This is a genomic window from Microbacterium sp. Z12_35 (genome assembly GCF_058310475.1).
Genome location: NZ_JBZEGJ010000001.1, coordinates 281,492 through 299,511 on the forward strand (window position 1 = coordinate 281,492; position 18,020 = coordinate 299,511).

The window sequence follows — 18,020 nt, forward strand, 5'->3', positions numbered from 1 at the left end:
CCCCGATCTCAGACGAGGTGCGCACGTCCCTGGAACGCCCGTGAAGCGTCACCGCGCGCACCTCGACTGATGCTCGATCCCTACGGAAGCCGGTCCCCAAAGTCCGGCCAGCTTCGATTGTGGACGGCACCCCCGACATCGGACCAGCGTCGGAAGTCCCGGGAACAAGGTCCCCCTGGCTTCTCCCGCCGCAGCTGGCCGCGCGAACCGCGGGGGATCGTTCCCGTGACGTCAGGAACCCCCGCCGGCCGCGAGCCGACGGGGGTTTCGTGATTTCGTGTCAGTGGCGCCTTCTACGTGGAGAGGCGTCGACGGAGGGAGAACAGCACGAACGCCGCGCCGGTGACGAGCAGCAGCACGCCGGCGACCGGTGAGAGCGCGTTGCCTCCCGACGCGGCCAATTCGCCCGGGTTCTCCGCACCGGTCGCGGGGAGGCCGGCGGTGCCCGAGGGTGGCACCGGCGCCACGATGGGAGCCGGGGGCGCCACGGTGATCTCGTAGATCGCGCTCGCGTCCGGTGATTGGGCGTTACCGGCGGTCACGGTGAAGGTGCTCGATCCCGGGGTGGTGGGGGTGCCGGAGATGACGCCGGTCGTGCTGTCCAGGCTGAGCCCGGCCGGGAGGCTCCCTTGGGTGACGGTGAACGTCGGTGAAGGCGTGCCTTCCGCTGTGACGGTGAACGAGTAGGGCGTGCCGGCGGTGGCGTCCGTGGGCTCACCGGAGGTGATCTCCGGGGCGGGTGTGTCGGACACGGTTCCCGGCGTACACCCGGTCGCCGGGGTGATTACGTTCGACTGCAGCGTGACAGCGCCGTTCAGGGCGATCAACCGACCGGCGATGGTCGCGTCGGTGTTCGCCGTGATCGACGTATTGGCGAGGACAGTGCCCTCGAATGCGGCGCCTGTGCCGATCGTGGCGGACGAGCCGACCTGCCAGAACACATTGCAGGAGGACGCGCCGCCGGTGAAGAGGATGTTGGCGCCCGAACCGATCGTCAGAGTGGAGGAGGCCTGGAAGACCCATACGGAGCTGGCACTCCCGGCCAGAGTGAGGTTGCCGCCGGACAGTGCCAGCGCTCCGCCCGTGTACACCCCCGGTGCGAGGCTCTGACCGGCCAGCTCGCCCATCCCCAACCGGGTCGGGGAGAGGGAAGCGGCGACGTTGTACGCCGTGAGGGCGTCCGCTTGCGCCTGCGCAGCTTCCGTATCGGTCTGGTAGGTCTCGCCATCCACCTCTCCGCCGGTAGGCGCACCGGTGAATCCCGTAAGCGAGGTGCCCGGTGACACGCCGAGGTCACCGTTGATGACGGTGGGGCCGGTGTTGGTGACGCCGGTGGCTCCGAGGACGCCGTAACTCTCGGCCGTGCCGAGGTCGATGGGGCCGCTGATGACGGTCGCCGCAGACGCGGCTGTAGAGATACCGAAAGTGGCTGCTACGGCCAACCCGAGGGTGGCTGCGAGCGCGAAAAAGGGACGTGGCGAGATCGTGCTGGCCATGGGGGGATGCCTACCTGGGAGGAAGAAGCGCATTGGGGGCATCGTTGACACCCGCGCGCTCCCACCATATCCCGACCACCCTGAGTGGGTCGGTCACACGCCGATCGCGCGTGTCGACGAGGGTGCGTCAGGAGGGGAAGCGGAGGTCGAGCGTGCCGATGCGGACGATCAGGCCGTCGTCGTCCGCCAGGAGCGAGAACAGGGTATGCGTACACCCGCGGCAGCGCACCAGCGCCGACCGCGGCTCGCGCTCGACCACCGTCTCGGCGAGGACGAACTGATCCCCGCAGTGGCCGCACGTCAGGGCGAGCATCGTCGGATCGACAGCGAGAGAGGTCCCCAGCATCCCCGCCAGCGCGTTGCCGTCGACGACGCGAACCGGACCACTGGGTGCAGGGTGAGAAGGGGTCATCAGGTGCCTCCGAATCGCTCGGTGCGAACCCGCGCCGGATCGTGACCGAGCTGCACGAGGGCGGATGCGGCGGCTTCGACGAAGCCTGTCGGGCCGCAGACGAACACCGAGGGTGACGTCTCGGACGACGCGGTGTGCGCGCGCAAGACGTCGGGGGTGACCCGCCCGACCCGTCCCGGCCATCCCGGAGGGCCGGAGCGCGTGTAGACCCACGTGACGGGGATGCCCGCCGCATCCAGCCTTGCGACCTCGCCGCGGTACATCGCGTCTTCGGGCGTCCGCACCGAGTACAGCAGCCGGAATGGAGCGGAAGAGGGGGACGCCGCGCGAGCGCGGGCCATCGCCAGCAACGGCACGATGCCCGACCCGCCCGCGATGAGCTGGACGGGGGAGGGGTCGTCGTCGTGCCAGACGAAGAACCCGCCGAGCGGACCCATGATCTCCAGCTCGTCACCGGGCTGCACGTCCCGCACGAGATAGGGGGACACCTCTCCGTCCGGCACCTCGTCGATCGCGATCTCGACGTCTTCGCCCGGCCCGGAGGACGCGATCGAATACGACCGCACGGCCTGGTAGCCGTCCTCGGCGGTGAGGCGCAGGTCGAGATGCTGCCCGGGGAGGTTCCCCGGCCAGCCGGGGACGTGCACGCGGAGGATCCGCGCCGTCGGGGTCGCCTGCTCGATCTGTGCGATCCGCGCCGGCGACCACCCGCGCACCGTCACCAATAGCGCTCCTCGCGCCAGGGATCGCCGTGGAGGTGGTAGCCGTTCTGTTCCCAGAACCCGGGGTCGTCGTGGTCCTGCATCGTGAGGCCCCGCACCCACTTCGCGCTCTTCCAGAAGTACAGGTGCGGCACCAACAGACGGGCGGGCCCCCCATGCTCCGGATCGAGCGGCTCGCCGCCGAACTCGAAGGCGATCCAGGCCTTGCCGTCCGTGAGGTCCTCCAGCGGCACGTTCGTCGTGTACCCGCCGTAGGAGTGGGCCATCGCATATTCGAGGTCGGTGTCCACCTCAGCCAGGAGGGTATCGAGGGACACCCCGCGCCACGAGGTGCCGAACTTGGACCAGCGCGTCACGCAGTGGATGTCGGTGCTGACGTCCTCGATCGGAAGGGCCATGAACTCGTCCCACGTCCACGTGCGGGAGACCCCGTGCTCGTTGCGGATCGTGAACGCCCACTCCGCCGTGTCGATGCGCGGCGTCGGGCCTGCCGAGAGGACGGGGAAATCCCCCGTGAGGTACTGGCCCGGTGGCAGGGCGGGGTCGGATTCGCGCCGACGGGCGCCGAAACCTCGCGAGAATACGGCCATGGAAACCTCCCGGATCGGGGGTGAGGAGAGCCTTGTGGCACAGCGTAGGGGATGAATCCGGCTCCGCTCTAGGCTGTCTTCATGTGTGGGCTGCGGAACGCCTCGTGACTCTCGACCTTCTGGGCGGTCGGTCATCGGCTGACGCGGGATCGGCGCACTGGGCCGCGATCGATGCCGCCACCGCGTCCCTCCCCGCTCCCGTCGCCGTCATCTCGCTCGAGGCCCTCCGCTACAACGCCGCAGACCTGCTCGTGCGCGCCGGCGGGGTGCCGATCCGGGTGGCCAGCAAGTCGGTGCGTGTCCGCGGCCTGCTCGACGCCGTACTGGCGCTTCCCGGATATCGCGGCATCCTCGCCTTCACGCTTGCCGAAGCGCTGTGGCTCGCCGGCAACCACGACGACATCGTTCTGGGTTACCCGGTCGCCGACCGCCCCGCCCTCGCGGCGCTCGGCGCGGATGAGCGGGCCGCGGCACGGATCACCCTCATGGTCGATGACGTCGCCCACCTCGATATCGTCGATGCGGTCGCCGCACCCGGTTCCCGCGCGGAGATCCGCGTGGCGATCGACGTGGATGCCTCCTGGCGCGGTCCGCTCGGTCACATCGGCGTCCGCCGGTCGCCGCTCCATCACCCGGCAGAGGTCGTGCAGCTCGCCCGTCGCATCGCGGCCCGGCCCGGCTTCCGCCTCGTCGGTCTCATGATGTACGAGGCGCAGGTGGCCGGGCAGCCCGACGCCGTGGGCGCCGGCGACCGGGTGATCCGGTGGATGCAGCGGCGATCCGTCGCTGAGCTCGCGGAGCGGCGCGCGATCGTGGTCAGCGATGTCCGCGAGATCGCCGACCTCGAGTTCGTCAACGGCGGCGGCACCGGATCGCTGGAGCGCACCGTCGCGGAGCCGGCCGTCACCGAGGTGACCGCCGGTTCGGGGCTCCTCGCCGGGCACCTGTTCGACGGGTATCAGGCGTTCTCTCCCGCCCCCGCAGCCGCCTTCGGGCTCGACGTGGTGCGCAAGCCCCTGCCCGACATCGCCACGGTGCTCGGCGGAGGGTGGATCGCCTCCGGGCCCCCGCTGGCCTCACGCCAGCCGCTGCCGGCGTGGCCGGCCGGCTTGCGCCCGCTCGGGCGTGAAGCGGCGGGAGAGGTGCAGACGCCGTTGCAGGGTGCCGCGGCTCGACAGCTCGCCATCGGAGACCGGGTGTGGTTCCGTCATGCCAAGAGCGGAGAGCTCGCCGAGCGCGTCGACCGGTATCACCTGGTGGAGAGCGGTGCGGTGCGCGGCGACCTCCCCACCTACCGCGGCGAGGGCCGGGCGTTCCTGTGACCCGGCCCGGCGGGATCTGGCGCAACTGGGCGCGTAATCACTCGGCGCGCCCCGCCCGCGTGGAATACCCGTCCAGCGTGGAGGCCGTGCGCCGTGCGGTCACGGCCGCCGCCGCACGGTCCCTGCGGTTGAAGGCCGTGGGCGCCGGCCACAGCTTCTCCGGGATCGCCGTCGCCCCGGACGTTCTCGTCGACCTGTCCGACCTCCGGGGGGTCGTGGCGGTCGACCGCGAGCGCGCCCGGGTGACGCTGCGCGCGGGAACGCGCCTCTGGGAGATCCCGGGCCTCCTCGCCCCCTACGGCCTGGCGATGCCGAACCTCGGCGACATCGACCGGCAGACCATCGCCGGCGCCATCTCCACGGGAACCCACGGCACCGGGCTGCGTTTCGGCGGTATCTCGACGCAGGTGGTCGGGGTCACCCTCGTTCCCGGGGACGGCTCGCTGCTGACGGTCGATGAGACCTCCGAGCCTGCGCTGCTTCCGGCCGTCGCCGTGGGGCTCGGGGCACTCGGTGTGCTCGTCGAGGTGACGCTGCAGTGCGTTCCGGCGTTTCTCCTGGAGGCCGTGGAACGGCCGGAGCCCCTCGAGGAGACCCTGCGGGGCATCGGGGAGCGGGTGGAGGCCGACCACTTCGAGTTCTACTGGTTCCCCGGCACCGACGTGGCGGTCACCAAGACCAACACGCGCCTGCCCGAGCACGGGGTGCGCCGACCGATGCCGGCCGCACGCCGGTGGGTGGATGAGACGTTCCTCGCCAACGGCGTCTACCGCATGACGTGTGCGGCCGGGGCCATGGTTCCCGCCGTCGTGCCGCCCGTCGCTCGGATCGCCGGGCAGACGTTCGGCAACCGCACCTACGTCGACCACTCGGCACGGGTTTTCACCCAGCGCCGCACGGTGCGCTTTCGCGAGTCGGAGTACGCGGTGCCCCTCGAACGGCTCGTGCCGGCGTTCCGCGACATCCAGAACCTCATCGCCGAGCGTCGCTGGCGGATCTCCTTTCCCGTCGAGGTGCGCGTCGCGCCGGCGGATGATCGGTGGTTGTCGACGGCGTACGGCCGGGACAGCGCGTATCTGGCGGTGCACCGCTACTGGCGAGAAGACCCCAGCGAGTACTTCGCCGCGGTGGAAGACCTGATGGTGGCACACGGGGGCCGGCCGCACTGGGGCAAGGAGCACGGGCTGGACGCCGACGAGCTCCGCGCCCGCTACCCGCGATTCCCCGAGTTCATCGCCGCCCGTGATCGGCTCGACCCGGCGCGCGTCTTCTCCAACGCCTACCTGGACCGTGTCCTGGGTGGGTAACGACTGGGAGATGGGAACTCGGCCAGGAACGGGTGGCGCGCCCCCATTAGGATGAGGGGCACTCATCGAACGGAGACTTGGACATGTGGGAATGGCTCATCCCTGTCCTGATCGTGGTCGCGATCATTGTGATCGCCGGCATTTACCTCTGGGCGACGTATAACTCGCTCGTGCAGTTGAATGTCCGCGTCGACGAAGCGTGGAGCGACATCACCGTGCAGCTCAAACGCCGCGCTGATCTCCTCCCGAACCTCATAGAGACGGTCAAGGGGTACGCGGCGCACGAGAAGGCCGTGTTCGAGAATGTGACCCGCGCGCGTGCCGAGACGCTGTCGGCGGGCGGGCCCGCCGAGGCCGGTCTCGCCGAAGGGCACATGCAGCAGGCGCTGAAGTCGATCTTCGCGGTCGCGGAGGCCTATCCCCAGCTCCAGGCGAGCCAGAACTTCCTGCAGCTGCAGCAGTCGATCGTCGACACCGAGGACAAGATCCAGGCGTCTCGCCGCTTCTACAACGGCGGCGTGCGGGAGCTCAACACCAAGATCAAGGTGTTCCCGAACAACCTCTTCGCGCGGAACCTCGGCTTCTCCGAGCGGGAGTTCTTCGAGGTCGTCGACGGGGCTGCCATCTCCGAGCCCCCGCGCGTTCAGTTCTGATCGGTGCACCGCCTCGCCCCGCGGGACGCGCGGCGTCTTGCGGTGCGCGCTCAGCGACTGGATGCGGAGCGCCCGGCCGACATCCTTGAAACGCTCGACGCGCTCCGGCTGATCAGCATCGATCCGACCCCGGCGATCGCGCCCAGCGCCGACCACATCCTGTGGAGCCGGATCGGCTGGCCGTACCAGCCCGCTGACCTCGCCCGTGCCGTGGAGATCGACCGCACCGTCTTTCAGTGGGGCGGCTTCTACCGCCCGATGGAGGATCTGCCGCTGTACCGCCCGCAGATGCGCGCGTGGCCGACATACCGAAAGCACCGTGAATGGCTGGAGGCCAACGCGACCTTCCAGCGTGATGTGCTCGACCTGCTCCGCGACGGCGGGCCGCTGCGCACCGGAGAGATCCCTGACACCAGTGCCGTGGCGTGGCCGTCGACCGGATGGACCAATGCCCGCAACGTGACACAGATGCTGGAGTTCCTCGCGCTGCGCGGCGAGGTCGCGATCTCTGGGCGGGATGGGCGGCAGCGCCTCTGGGATCTCGCCGAGCGCGTCTATCCCGACGACCTGCCCGATGTCGACGACGAGACCGCCGCTCGCGGCCGAGCCGAGAACCGGCTCCGCTCCCTCGGTCTGGCGCGGGCCGGCTCGCTGGCCCAACGGGGGGACCCCATCGATGGGGGCGACGTCGGGGAGGAGGCGGAGGTGCACGGCGTCCCCGGGCGCTGGCGGGTGGATGCGGCGGCTCTGGCCCTCCTGGACGAGTGGGCGGGACGCGCCGCTCTCGTGTCGCCGTTCGACCGGTTGGTGTCCGACCGCACCCGCGCTCAGGAGCTGTTCGGCTTCGAGTACCTCCTGGAGATGTACAAGCCGGCCGCCCAGCGACGGTGGGGATACTTCGCGCTCCCGGTGCTGGTCAGGGACGAGTTGATCGGCAAACTCGACGCGAAGGCCGATGCCAAGTCGGGCGTGCTCCGCGTCACGGCGCTGCACGAAGACCGGCCGTTCTCCGAGGAGGAGACCGCGGAGGTCCTCGCCGAGATCGACGACCTGGCCCGGTGGCTCGGTCTCGAGGTGATCGGAAGCGAGCGCGCGTGATCAGTGCACGCCGAGGAGGATCTCGCTACCGTCGACACGGACCTCGCCGCGCAGCGACCAGGCGTCGTTGCGGTAGGTGAACACGGCCGGCGCGCCACCGCGATCCGTGCCGCTGACGGTCGCGACGATCACACCCCCGGTCGCCTCGAACGAGCGTGCATCCGGGGCGATCGCCACGGCGGGGAGCTGCTCGACGCGGAACGCGAAGCGTGTGGCTGCGGCCAGATCGGCGGCCCAGGGAATGCGGAGTCCGCAGGCCTCGGGAACCTCCGTGCCGCCGCTCGCGCACGCGGTCGCATAGGCGTCGATCTGAGCCTGCGCCCGGGCCGTCGCATCCGCGGTCAACGAGGCGTCGACGTGCACCTCGGTCGCCTGGTCGTTCGAGACGGCGGTCGTCGCGCCCCCGGTCACGAGCCCGTCGGGCGCGGCCGCGAACTCGTACACCGCGGGGAGCAGCGACGTGGTGCCCGTGGCGAGGAGCACGTCTCCGACGCGGACGGCTGCGCCGATCGTCGTGCTGATCTCTACGTGGGCAAGGAAGCCGTCGGTGACCTGCCATCGCCCGTCGATCTGCTCCATCCGGAACGAGATCCGCCGCTCGGCTCCGTCGAGGGTCGCCGTCGCCTGCACCGCGGCGGTGCGGGCGTCTCCGTCGAGCTCCTCGACGCGCGGAGCCTCGGGATACGAGATCGCGGCGGCGAAGGCGGCGAGAAGTCGCTCGTGGTCGGTCCCGCGAACGTCGGCGAGGGAGCCGGCGACCGCCCGGGGGTCTCCGTCTTCCAGCGCGGCCAGATACGCCCGGGCAGCGTCTTCCGGACCGGTCGGCCGCGTCGTGGACCACAGGACGAGCGCCGCGGCGACCAGCGCCACCGCGGCGGCGGCGAGCGCCACCGCGGTGCGCCGCTTCACACCGGCTCCTCGGGCGTGAGCGCCACCGCCTCGGCATCGGCCCGCTCATGCCGGCCGGCCGTGGGGAGAGCCCTCGCCAGGTCGTCGACGGCATCGCCCCAGCGCGACACCGACACGTGCTCCAGGCCCTGCCACCGAGCCGCACGCAGTAGTTCGGCGGCCAGGCGCTCGGCGGCATCGGGAGGGCGCGATGCCTCCCACCACGCCGACTGCACCCGGAGGGTGCTGGCCGCACGATCGGCCTTGAGATCCACCCGGCCCACCACGTCATCGCCGACGACGACCGGCAGCGAGTAGTAGCCGTACCGGCGCTGCGCGGCGGGCGTGTAGATCTCGATGCGGTACGAGAAATCGAAGAGGCGCTCGGCTCGGTCGCGGAACCACACCAACGGGTCGAACGGCGTGAGCAGCGCGGTGACGTCGGTCTCGCGCGGCACGACGGCGTCGCGATGCAGCCACGCCCGTGCGGGGCGTCCGCCCACCGCCCACCCGGCGACGGTGACCGGGGACAGCTCGCCCATGTCGACGAGGTCGCCGACCGCCTGCAGCACGGCAGGGCGGTCGCGGATGCGCCAGTAGTCGGCGAGGTCGGATGCGGTGGCGACACCGTACGCGCGCGCCGCGCGCCGCACGAGTTCGCGGACGGCATCGGCACGCGGCACGGGATTCGCCAGCACCGCACCGGGAATCACGTCCTCGGCGAGGGCGTAGCGCCGTTCGAATCCGCGGCGACCCGCGATCGCCACCTCGCCGGACAGCCAGAGGTGCTCCAGCGTCTGCTTGACCTGCCCCCAGTCCCACCACGGTCCGCGTGCCCCGCGCGACAGGTCGCTCTCGATCTGCGCGGGTCGCAGGGGCCCCCGGCCGGCCAGTTCCCGGCGCACCCAGGCCACCGTATCGGCGTGCGTGGTGAGCCATGAGCCGGGGGAGGAGTACTTCTCGCGGAAGGCCTGCATCCGGAAGGCGAAGAGCGACCAGTCCTCAGCGGGGATGAAGGAGGCGACGTGTGCCCAGTACTCCACGTACGGCGCCCGGCGGGCGAAGAGCAGCCGGTCCAGCGCCGCCGTGTCATACGGTCCCAGGCGGGAGAACAGCGGCATGTAGTGCGAGCGCGCGAACACGTTCACGGAATCGATCTGCAGCGTCGCCATGCGACGGATCGCTGCGGACAGGCGACGTGTTCCCGGTTCTTCGTCACGCTGTCGCGAGAACCCTTGTGCGGCGAGGGCCACCCGGCGTGCCTCGGCGGCGCTCAGCGTGGCTCTCACCCCCCGAGCCTAGCTCCGGGCGCCGACACCGCGCGGCGGGCGCGACGCTTAGACTGGCGTGATGAGCGGCTCCGGTCCCGAACAGCGCGGCTCGTTCTTCGATGCGTCGCGACGCCCTGCCGCCGCCGCCGTGACCGCGGACCCCGCCGCTCCCCTCGTCCCGCGGGGACTGCAGGTTGCCACAGCGTATGCGTGGCGACTGCTGGTGCTGGCCGCGGCCACGGGTGTGGCGATCTGGCTCGTGATCCAGCTGAAGCTCCTCGTCATCCCGCTGCTCATCGCCATCCTCGTGTCGGCCCTGCTCTGGCCCGCGCTCTCGTGGATGCTGCGGCACCGGTGGCCCAAGTGGCTCGCGATCGTGATCTCGGTGCTCGGCACCCTCGCGATCGTCTCGGGACTTCTGTGGCTGGCCGTGTGGCAGATCACCCGGGAGTGGGGCGAAGTCCGCGATCGCACCGTCGACGCCGTCGGCCAGCTGCGGCAGTACCTCATCGACGGGCCGATGCACCTGACGGCGCAACAGATCGACGACGCACTGTCGCAAGGGCTCGGCTTCCTCCAGGAGCAGGCCGAGCTGCTGTTGTCGGGTGCCCTGGCGATCGGCAGCACCGTCGGCCACGTGGCCACGGGCATCCTGCTCACCCTCTTCATCCTGCTGTGCATCCTCGCCGACGGTGGGGGCATCTGGCGGTGGACGACGCGTCTGTTCCCCCGCGCCGCACGTCCCGCCGTGGACGGCGCGGGTCGCGCGGGATGGGCGACGGTCGTCACCTACGCGCGGACCCAGCTCCTCGTCGCGACGATCGACGCGGTCGGGATCGGGCTCGGGGCCTTCTTCCTCGGTGTTCCTCTCGCCATCCCCATCGGCGTGCTCGTCTTCCTCGGCGCGTTCGTGCCGTTCGTCGGGGCGGTGGTCACCGGCGCCGTCGCGGTCTTCGTCGCCCTGGTCTACAACGGCCCGTGGATCGCCTTCTGGATGCTGGTGGTGGTGCTGGGCGTCCAGCAGCTCGAGAGTCACGTCCTGCAGCCGCTGCTCATGGGGTCGGCCGTGAAGGTGCACCCCCTCGCGGTGGTCCTCGTGGTGGCGGGGGGAGCCATGGTCGGTGGCATCCCCGGTGCCCTCTTCGCCGTACCGCTGGCCGCGTTCGTGAACGTCGTCGCGGTGTACTTGAGCCGGCGGGCGGGGGACAGCAGCGCACCACCGCCGACGGCTGATCTGATCTGGAGAACCGTGCCGCGGCGCGGGAGGAGAGTCGCATGAGCGTTTCCGCTTCCACGTCCGCCTCTGTGGCGGTTCCGACGCTGGCGGGCTTCCAGGACGCCGCGCAGATGCTCCGCGGAATCATCTTCCGCACCCCCCAGGACGAGTCCCAGCACCTCAGCGAGGTTCTGGGCGTACCGGTTCATCTGAAGCTGGAGAATCTGCAGCGCACGGGATCGTTCAAGATCCGCGGCGCCACCTACCGGCTCTCACGACTCACCGCCGACGAGCGCGCCCGCGGCGTGGTGGCCGCTTCCGCGGGGAACCACGCCCAGGGCGTCGCACTCGCCGCGCAGCAGCTGGGCATTCCGGCCACGATCTTCATGCCGCTGGGTGTGCCCGTGCCGAAGCTCCTCGCCACGCGGGGATACGGCGCGGAGGTCATCCTCGAGGGCGCGACCGTCGAGACTCCGTTGCGGTTGGCGGCGGAGCACGCCCAGCGCACCGGCGCCGTGCTCATCCACCCGTTCGACCACACCGACATCGTGCTCGGGCAGGGAACCCTCGGTCTCGAACTGATCGACGAGCTGCCCGACCTCGCGACGGTCGTCGTGGGAATCGGCGGGGGAGGGCTTGCCGCCGGCGTCGCCGCCGCGGTGAAGATGCGCGCTGCCGCGGTCGGCCGTACCGTCCGCGTGATCGGCGTGCAGGCGGAGAACTCCGCCGCCTATCCCTCGTCCCTCGCGGCCGGGGAACCGCTGGAGGTGTCCACGCGTCCGACGATCGCCGACGGCATCGCGGTGGCCCGACCGGGGGATCTGCCCTTCGCGATGATCCGCGAGTACGTGGACGAGGTCGTCACCGTCACCGAGGACGACATCGCCCGCGCCCTCCTGGTGCTGCTCGAGCGTGCGAAGCAGGTCGTCGAACCCGCCGGCGCTGTGGGGGTCGCGGCCATCCTCGCGGGGAAGGTCCCCGCCATCGGTCCGACCGTCACGATCCTGTCCGGCGGCAACATCGACCCGCTGCTGCTGCAGCGCGTGGTCGCGCACGGGCTCGCCGCATCCGGGCGCTACATGACGATGCGCATTCCGCTGCCCGACCGTCCCGGTCAGCTCGCCCGGGTGTCGGCGCTGCTCGCCGACGTCGGCGCGAACGTGATCGAGGTGCTGCACACGCGCCATGGCCAGGGTATTCAGATCAGTGAGGTGATCCTGCAGCTGAGTGTGGAAACGCGCGGCGCCGAGCACCAGGCGCTGGTGATGGCGACGCTCGAGGCCGCGGGATTCGTGCCGACGATCGCCGCCGACTGAATCGTCACTGCCCGGAGTAGGTCTCGACCTTCACGACCTCGACCGGGATCTCACGCCCGTTCGGCGCCGTGTAGGAGCCTTTATCGCCTTCCCGCATGCCGATGATCGCGGCGCCCAGGGGGGATGCCTCGCTGTAAACGTCGAGCTCGGAGTCCACGGCGATCTCCCGGTTGCCCAGGAGGAAGACCTCTTCGCCGCCGGCGACGATCGCCGTGACGACAGTGCCGGGCTCCACGACGCCGGTGCTCTGGGGCGCAACGCCGACCTTCGCGTTCTTCATCAGGTGCTGCAGTGTGCGGATGCGCGCTTCCTGCTTGCCCTGCTCGTCCTTGGCTGCGTGATAGCCGCCGTTCTCCTTGAGGTCGCCCTCCTCGCGCGCCGACTCGATGCGCTTGGCGATCTCTTCGCGTCCGGTCGTAGAAAGGTGTTCGAGTTCGGTAGCGAGCCGATCGTAGGCGTCCTGCGTGAGGAACGTCTCGGGTGCGTCACTGGACACGTCGCTCTCCTTCGCCTCGGTGAGCCGGCGTGGGCCGGCCCGGGATACGGAAACGCCCCGGCTCAGGCCAGGGCGTCATGATCCGAACAGCTTAGGTGACCCAGCAGCTGTTCACCAAACCTGTCGTGGCCAGCGCGACCGTCGGAATGGTTTCCGCGAACACGCGGCCGTGCCCGTCGGCCGGCGGATATTCCACGACCCGCCATCCGACGATGCCATGCTCCTCGTCTTGCGCCTCCAGCACGCAAGCGAGGCCCGCGCCGGGCGGGGCGGTGACCTGGAAGGTCACCGTCACGGTGCGCTCGTCGGCGACGTCGTACCCGGTTCCCACGACATCCACGGCGTTCATGGTCTGTGACACGGTTGACCACCCGAGAGCGAGCACCAGGGCGGAGGCGATCACGCCGACGATCACCCATCCGGTGATCCGACGCCGGCGGGAGCGGGTTCGCCCATATCGCTCGTCGAGCATGTGCTGCGTGGTCATCATTCCTCGGGGCGTTCTAGGCTTGTCACTCCAGGCTATGCGCTCCGGCGCGGAACGAGGACCCATGTACGACGCGCTCATCGCCGCCGCGGTCACCCGCACGCCAGAGCCGACCGCGCCTCCGGCGGAGCTGGTGACCCCCGGGCCGTGGGGCTTCGCCGTGATCGCCCTCCTGGCTCTCGCGGTTGCTCTGCTGGTCTTCGACATGCTGCGGCGGATCCGGCGCGGTCGCTACCGGGAAGACATCGCCGCCGAACTCGACGCGGAAGAACAGGCGCGCGCCGCGACGCAGGCGACCAGCGCGGACGACCAGGACATCGACCCCGAGGATGACCCCGCGCGGCGATGAAACCGGCCGGCGGCAGGGCTCCGAGAGTCAGCCGCCGTGGTACGCCGGATGCAGCACGATGAGCAGGATCGCCGTCCAGTGGCAGAGGTACGCCAGTGCCGTGCACACGTGGAAGATCTCGTGGAAGCCGAAGTGCCCGGGCCACGGGTTGGGGCGCTTCATGGCGTACACGATCGCCCCGGCGGTGTAGAGCAGGCCGCCGATGAGGACCAGCGTCATCATCGCGGCGTTGGCGTCGAAGAGGTCGAACAGGTACATCAGCGCGGCCCATCCCAGGGCGAGGTAGAGCGCGACGTACAGCCAGCGCGGAGCGTTCAGCCAGAAGATGCGGAAGAAGATCCCGGCGATCGCTCCGCCCCACACCACCGAGAGCAGGATGATCGCCTTGTCGGTGGGGAGCGCGAGCACGGCCATCGGCGTATACGTGCCGGCGATCAACAGCAGGATGTTCGCGTGGTCGATGCGCTTGAGGATCGCTCTCGTTCTCGGCTTCCAGTCCAGCCGGTGGTAGAGCGCCGAGTTGCCGAACAGCAGGATCGAGGTGACCAGGAACACCACCGAGGCCCACTTCGCCGGGGCACCCTGCGCCACCGAGATGAGGATGACGCCGCCGATGATCGCGACGGGGAGGGTTGCGGCATGGATCCAGCCGCGCCACGTGGGCTTGACTTCGCTCTGCGCGCCGACCGCGCCGGCGTCGATGAGCGGCAGCTCGGGAACACCGGCCCCGTCCGTGGGAATGTCGGTGCGAGGTGTGCGGCGGGTCACGCTACGAGCCTACGCGCAGGCACATTCCGGACGCGGCACGTGCGTAGCCGCACGGTAGCGTAGAGGCCGTGACCGGCGGCCGCAGCAATCAGGGCAGGGGATTGCTCTATCGGCTCTACAGCAAACGCCTCCGCCGGCGCCTGAGGCCCGAGACCGTGCCCCACCACGTCGCGATGATGATCGACGGGAATCGGCGATGGGCACGTCAGCTCGGCTACGAGACGGCAGCGCACGGGCACCGGGCCGGTGCTGCGAAGATGCGCGAGTTCCTGCGCTGGTGCGATGACCTCGGCATCCGCGTCGTCTCGCTCTACCTGCTGTCCACCGACAACCTCCGCAAGCGTGATTCGCGGGAGCTGACCGATCTCATCGAGATCATCGCCGACCTCGCCGAAGGGATCTCCCACGAGCCGGACTGGCGGGTTCAGCACGTCGGACGTGCCGACCTCCTGCCGGCAGAACTCGCCCGCGTTCTCGGCGACGCGGAGGACCGGACGCGTGCCCACACGGGCTTGCACGTGAACCTCGCCGTGGGCTACGGCGGCCGGAGCGAGATCGTCGACGCGGTACGCAGCATCATCGCGCAGCACGACAAGGAGGGCGGTTCGCTGGAGGAGCTCGCCGCCAGCCTCACTCCCGAGCAGATCGGCGAGCATCTCTACACCGGTGGCCAAGCGGACCCGGACCTCGTCATCCGGACCTCCGGTGAGCAGCGACTCAGCGACTTCCTCCTGTGGCAGAGCGCGCACAGCGAGTTCTACTTCGTCGAGGCCCTCGGCCCCGACCTCCGCGAGGTGGACTTCCTGCGCGCCATCCGCGACTACGCCGACCGCGACCGCCGCTTCGGCAGCTGACGGCGCCGGACGCGATCCCCGGCCGGATCCGGCCGATGTCAGAATGCCTGTCATGACAGCTCTCGACGGCTATCTGACGTCTTTCGACATCGAGCCGGGATATCTCGACTGGGCCAGTTTCGGCCCGCTGTCGCCCGTTGTGCGGGATGAGGCGGCGGCGGACCTGGGTCAGCTCGCCTCCGGGCGGCCGTCGGGGATGCAGTTCGTAGCCGCACGGGAGACGCGCGCCCGCGCCTTCCTGGCCGACCTGCTCGCCACCGATCAGGACCATGTCGTCCTTCAGCCCTCCACCACCTACGGGCTGCAGCAGGCGCTGTACGGGTTGAGTGGCACTCTTCTGGTGTCCCGTGCGGAGTTCCCGAGCCTCACCGTCACCGCCGCTCGCGCGGAGGCGGTGGGCGGCGCCGGCGTCCGCTGGCTCGAGCCGCCCTCCGGCTTCGTCACCCCGGACGCTATCCGCGCCGCGCTCACCGACGACGTCTCGGCGCTGGCGGTCAGCCTCGTCGATTTCCGCACCGGGTACGCCGCCGACCTGACGGCGCTCCGCGACGCCGTGGGCGACCGGCTGCTCATCGTCGACGCCATGCAGGGATTCGGCGTGGTGGAGGCCGACTACGCTGCCGCCGATGTCGTGGCGGGAAACGGCTACAAGTGGCTCCGGGCCGGACGCGGCACGGGGTTCGCCGCTTTCTCCGATCGAGCCCTGGAGCGCCTCATCCCTCGCCTGTCAGGCTTCGCGGGAACGGGCAGCTCGCTGCCGCTGGATGAGGTGCCCCCCGCAGCGGCCGGTGCCGTCCGGTTCACCGTGACCGCCGCCGACCCGCTGGCGGCCAGCCGGCTCGCCGCCAGCGTGGAAGAACTGCATGCGGTCGGGGTGAGCGCGGTCGCCGAGGCGGTTGCCGCGCGCGCCGGGGACGTCATCCGTCTGGCGGATCGGTACGGCGTTCCGGTCGCCACGCCGCGGGACTCGGCGCGCCGTGCGGGGATCGTCGCCCTCGCGCCCGCGCCCGAGCATGCGGCGGCTCTCGTCGCCGCACTCGCGAACCACGGGCTCTCCACGCGCACCCGGTCGGGCCTCGTGCGGGTGTCCCCGCACGCGGGCACGGACGCCGGGACACTGCGGATGCTGGGTGACGCGCTGGCCGACTTCGCGGCGGGCTGAACGCCCCGACACGCCGAATTCACGTCCCCGACACAATCCCGTGGCGTGTCGGAGGAGAGGCGCGTCCGAGGCCGGTCGTACGGTGATCGCATCGGGCAAGGCGCCCGGTCGGGTCGGCCTCTAGGATCGCGACTCGCAACCAACGGTCGACTCGAGACTGCCGGGTGCAGAACCCGGGTCGGGAGTGGGTTGTGACCGCACACGCAGCACCGAACCAGTACGGCAGCACCATCAGCGAAGACACCGTCACCGTGGAGGAGCTGCCGACGGAGCAGGATCTCCGCACCTACGTTCTCGACACCTCGGTCCTCCTGAGCGACCCACGCGCCTTCTTCCGCTTCGCCGAGCATTCCGTCGTCATCCCGGTCGTGGTGATCACCGAGCTCGAGGGCAAGCGCCACGACCCGGAGCTCGGTTACTTCGCGCGGCAGGCGCTCCGTCACCTCGACGGTCTCCGTGTCGAGCACGGCCGCCTCGACTTCCCGGTGCCGGTGGGCTCCGGCGGCACGCTGCGGGTCGAGCTGAGCAACACCGACCCGGGGGTCCTGCCCACGGGGATCCGGCTCGGCGACAACGACACGCGCATCCTCGCCGTCGCCATGCACCTGGCGCAGGACGGGACGGAGGTGACGGTCGTCTCCAAGGACCTCCCGATGCGCGTCAAAGCCGCCTCGCTCGGCCTTCACGCCGAGGAGTACCTCGCCGAGCAGGCAGTGGATTCGGGATGGACCGGCATCGCCGACCTCAACGTCGGTGGTGATGAGATGAGCGATCTGTACGAGTCGGAGGTCGCCTCCAGCCCCGATGTCATCGGACTGCCGGTGAACACCGGCCTCATCATCCACTCCGAGCGCGGGTCGGCCCTCGGGCGCGTGACGGGGGAGGGCGCCTACCGTCTCGTCCGTGGTGACCGGGAGGTCTTCGGCCTGCACGGCCGCTCGGCGGAGCAGCGGATCGCCATCGACCTGCTTCTCGACCCCGACGTGGGCATCGTCTCCCTCGGCGGGCGTGCGGGCACCGGCAAGTCGGCGATCGCGCTGTGCGCCGGCCTCGAGGCGGTTCTCGAGCGTCAGCAACAGCGGAAGATCATCGTCTTCCGCCCGCTGTTCGCGGTGGGAGGGCAGGAGCTCGGATACCTCCCGGGCGATGCCGCGGAGAAGATGAACCCGTGGGGTCAGGCAGTGTTCGACACGCTCGGGTCGGTCGTGTCGGCGAACGTCCTCGAGGAAGTCCTCGCACGGGGACTTCTCGAGGTACTGCCGCTCACCCATATCCGGGGTCGGTCGCTGCACGACGCGTTCGTGATCGTGGATGAGGCGCAGTCGCTCGAGCGGAACGTGCTCTTGACGGTGCTCAGCCGCATCGGCCAGAATTCGCGCGTCATCCTCACCCACGATGTCGGCCAGCGCGACAACCTCCGCGTCGGCCGGCACGACGGCATCGCCTCCGTCATCGAGACGCTCAAGGGCCACGGTCTCTTCGGGCACGTGACGCTCACCCGGTCGGAGCGCTCGGCGATCGCGGCACTGGTCACGGACCTCCTGGAGGCCGGCGAGCTGTCGTGAGGGGGTCGGGACGGGCGGAACCGCGACATGAGAGCACTCTCACGCGCC

At 70.3% G+C, this 18,020-nt stretch carries 19 protein-coding genes; 10 read left to right on the plus strand and 9 right to left on the minus strand.

Features of this window, described 5'->3' with window-relative positions; all coding sequences use genetic code 11:
* Nucleotides 1-293 precede the first annotated feature (293 nt).
* The 4 genes from AC4FS1_RS01425 to AC4FS1_RS01440 form a co-directional block, all read right to left on the minus strand.
* Nucleotides 294-1,496 carry an ice-binding family protein gene (locus AC4FS1_RS01425; RefSeq protein WP_491152012.1) on the minus strand — a complete coding sequence of 401 codons (1,203 nt, stop codon included), beginning with the start codon at nucleotides 1,494-1,496 and terminating at the stop codon, nucleotides 294-296.
* Nucleotides 1,497-1,623: 127 nt separating this feature from the next.
* Nucleotides 1,624-1,908 (minus strand): DUF6510 family protein, encoded by a 285-nt coding sequence (locus tag AC4FS1_RS01430; RefSeq protein ID WP_491152013.1) that lies wholly within the window; start codon nucleotides 1,906-1,908, stop codon nucleotides 1,624-1,626.
* Nucleotides 1,908-2,630 carry an FAD-binding oxidoreductase gene (locus tag AC4FS1_RS01435; protein ID WP_491152015.1) on the minus strand — a complete coding sequence of 241 codons (723 nt, stop codon included), beginning with the start codon at nucleotides 2,628-2,630 and terminating at the stop codon, nucleotides 1,908-1,910. Before AC4FS1_RS01435 ends, AC4FS1_RS01430 begins: the two co-directional genes overlap by 1 nt.
* Nucleotides 2,627-3,220: a sulfite oxidase-like oxidoreductase gene (locus tag AC4FS1_RS01440; protein ID WP_491152016.1), complete on the minus strand. Its 594-nt coding sequence runs from the start codon at nucleotides 3,218-3,220 to the stop codon at nucleotides 2,627-2,629. Before AC4FS1_RS01440 ends, AC4FS1_RS01435 begins: the two co-directional genes overlap by 4 nt.
* 104 nt (nucleotides 3,221-3,324) lie before the next feature.
* On the opposite strand from AC4FS1_RS01440, the gene AC4FS1_RS01445 reads away from it, so the two are divergent.
* The 4 genes from AC4FS1_RS01445 (at nucleotide 3,325) to AC4FS1_RS01460 (ending at nucleotide 7,600) form a co-directional block, all read left to right on the plus strand.
* A complete protein-coding gene (locus AC4FS1_RS01445; RefSeq protein WP_491152017.1) occupies nucleotides 3,325-4,542 on the plus strand; it encodes an alanine racemase in 1,218 nt (405 codons plus the stop codon).
* On the plus strand, nucleotides 4,539-5,849 hold the full coding sequence (locus AC4FS1_RS01450; RefSeq protein ID WP_491152019.1) for a D-arabinono-1,4-lactone oxidase: 1,311 nt from the start codon (nucleotides 4,539-4,541) through the stop codon (nucleotides 5,847-5,849). Before AC4FS1_RS01445 ends, AC4FS1_RS01450 begins: the two co-directional genes overlap by 4 nt.
* Nucleotides 5,850-5,932: 83 nt before the next feature.
* A complete protein-coding gene (locus AC4FS1_RS01455; protein WP_491152021.1) occupies nucleotides 5,933-6,502 on the plus strand; it encodes a LemA family protein in 570 nt (189 codons plus the stop codon).
* A gap of 3 nt (nucleotides 6,503-6,505) precedes the next feature.
* Entirely contained in the window at nucleotides 6,506-7,600 is a 1,095-nt protein-coding gene (locus AC4FS1_RS01460; protein ID WP_491152023.1) for a DNA glycosylase AlkZ-like family protein, read from the plus strand.
* Here the strand turns inward: AC4FS1_RS01460 and AC4FS1_RS01465 are convergent, their stop codons facing one another.
* Together AC4FS1_RS01465 and AC4FS1_RS01470 are read right to left on the minus strand one after the other, a co-directional pair.
* A complete protein-coding gene (locus AC4FS1_RS01465; protein ID WP_491152025.1) occupies nucleotides 7,601-8,509 on the minus strand; it encodes a hypothetical protein in 909 nt (302 codons plus the stop codon).
* The gene (locus AC4FS1_RS01470; protein WP_491152026.1) at nucleotides 8,506-9,777 is read right to left on the minus strand and encodes a winged helix-turn-helix domain-containing protein; all 1,272 of its coding nucleotides are present in this window, start codon (nucleotides 9,775-9,777) and stop codon (nucleotides 8,506-8,508) included. Before AC4FS1_RS01470 ends, AC4FS1_RS01465 begins: the two co-directional genes overlap by 4 nt.
* A gap of 61 nt (nucleotides 9,778-9,838) precedes the next feature.
* Between AC4FS1_RS01470 and AC4FS1_RS01475 the strand changes: the two genes are divergently transcribed.
* The gene (locus AC4FS1_RS01475; RefSeq protein WP_491152028.1) at nucleotides 9,839-11,038 is read left to right on the plus strand and encodes an AI-2E family transporter; all 1,200 of its coding nucleotides are present in this window, start codon (nucleotides 9,839-9,841) and stop codon (nucleotides 11,036-11,038) included.
* On the plus strand, nucleotides 11,035-12,291 hold the full coding sequence (ilvA, locus tag AC4FS1_RS01480; RefSeq protein WP_491152030.1) for a threonine ammonia-lyase: 1,257 nt from the start codon (nucleotides 11,035-11,037) through the stop codon (nucleotides 12,289-12,291). The genes AC4FS1_RS01475 and ilvA overlap by 4 nt, the downstream gene beginning before the upstream one ends.
* Before the next feature lie 4 nt (nucleotides 12,292-12,295).
* On the opposite strand, the gene greA is transcribed toward ilvA, so the two are convergent.
* Both greA and AC4FS1_RS01490 read right to left on the minus strand, forming a co-directional pair.
* Nucleotides 12,296-12,787: a transcription elongation factor GreA gene (gene greA, locus AC4FS1_RS01485; RefSeq protein ID WP_491152032.1), complete on the minus strand. Its 492-nt coding sequence runs from the start codon at nucleotides 12,785-12,787 to the stop codon at nucleotides 12,296-12,298.
* Between the two features lie 91 nt (nucleotides 12,788-12,878).
* Nucleotides 12,879-13,274: a DUF4307 domain-containing protein gene (locus tag AC4FS1_RS01490; protein ID WP_491152033.1), complete on the minus strand. Its 396-nt coding sequence runs from the start codon at nucleotides 13,272-13,274 to the stop codon at nucleotides 12,879-12,881.
* 64 nt (nucleotides 13,275-13,338) lie between these two features.
* Here AC4FS1_RS01490 and AC4FS1_RS01495 point away from each other — a divergent pair, with 64 nt between their 5' ends.
* Nucleotides 13,339-13,623, plus strand: a complete 285-nt coding sequence (locus AC4FS1_RS01495) for a hypothetical protein (RefSeq protein WP_491152035.1) — start codon at nucleotides 13,339-13,341, stop codon at nucleotides 13,621-13,623.
* Between the two features lie 27 nt (nucleotides 13,624-13,650).
* Here AC4FS1_RS01495 and trhA read toward each other — a convergent pair whose 3' ends face one another.
* Complete coding sequence (gene trhA, locus AC4FS1_RS01500; RefSeq protein ID WP_491152036.1) at nucleotides 13,651-14,391, minus strand: PAQR family membrane homeostasis protein TrhA; 741 nt, start codon at nucleotides 14,389-14,391, stop codon at nucleotides 13,651-13,653.
* A 68-nt stretch (nucleotides 14,392-14,459) separates the two neighbouring features.
* Between trhA and AC4FS1_RS01505 the strand changes: the two genes are divergently transcribed.
* The 3 genes from AC4FS1_RS01505 (at nucleotide 14,460) to phoH2 (ending at nucleotide 17,972) form a co-directional block, all read left to right on the plus strand.
* Nucleotides 14,460-15,245, plus strand: a complete 786-nt coding sequence (locus tag AC4FS1_RS01505; RefSeq protein ID WP_491152037.1) for an isoprenyl transferase — start codon at nucleotides 14,460-14,462, stop codon at nucleotides 15,243-15,245.
* Nucleotides 15,246-15,297: 52 nt separating this feature from the next.
* Nucleotides 15,298-16,407 (plus strand): aminotransferase class V-fold PLP-dependent enzyme, encoded by a 1,110-nt coding sequence (locus AC4FS1_RS01510; RefSeq protein WP_491152039.1) that lies wholly within the window; start codon nucleotides 15,298-15,300, stop codon nucleotides 16,405-16,407.
* Between the two features lie 230 nt (nucleotides 16,408-16,637).
* Nucleotides 16,638-17,972, plus strand: coding sequence for an RNA 5'-3' helicase PhoH2 (gene phoH2, locus AC4FS1_RS01515; RefSeq protein WP_491155622.1), 1,335 nt, complete (start codon nucleotides 16,638-16,640; stop codon nucleotides 17,970-17,972).
* Nucleotides 17,973-18,020: the final 48 nt, after the last annotated feature.

Excerpts from the sequence above, each read along its gene's own strand:
- AC4FS1_RS01425 (WP_491152012.1), bottom strand. The coding sequence starts at position 1,496 with ATGGCCAGCACGATCTCGCCACGTCCCTTTTTCGCGCTCGCAGCCACC.
- AC4FS1_RS01430 (WP_491152013.1), bottom strand. The coding sequence starts at position 1,908 with ATGACCCCTTCTCACCCTGCACCCAGTGGTCCGGTTCGCGTCGTCGAC.
- AC4FS1_RS01440 (WP_491152016.1), bottom strand. The coding sequence starts at position 3,220 with ATGGCCGTATTCTCGCGAGGTTTCGGCGCCCGTCGGCGCGAATCCGAC.
- AC4FS1_RS01455 (WP_491152021.1), top strand. The coding sequence starts at position 5,933 with ATGTGGGAATGGCTCATCCCTGTCCTGATCGTGGTCGCGATCATTGTG.
- AC4FS1_RS01475 (WP_491152028.1), top strand. The coding sequence starts at position 9,839 with ATGAGCGGCTCCGGTCCCGAACAGCGCGGCTCGTTCTTCGATGCGTCG.
- ilvA (WP_491152030.1), top strand. The coding sequence starts at position 11,035 with ATGAGCGTTTCCGCTTCCACGTCCGCCTCTGTGGCGGTTCCGACGCTG.
- AC4FS1_RS01490 (WP_491152033.1), bottom strand. The coding sequence starts at position 13,274 with ATGACCACGCAGCACATGCTCGACGAGCGATATGGGCGAACCCGCTCC.
- AC4FS1_RS01495 (WP_491152035.1), top strand. The coding sequence starts at position 13,339 with ATGTACGACGCGCTCATCGCCGCCGCGGTCACCCGCACGCCAGAGCCG.
- AC4FS1_RS01510 (WP_491152039.1), top strand. The coding sequence starts at position 15,298 with ATGACAGCTCTCGACGGCTATCTGACGTCTTTCGACATCGAGCCGGGA.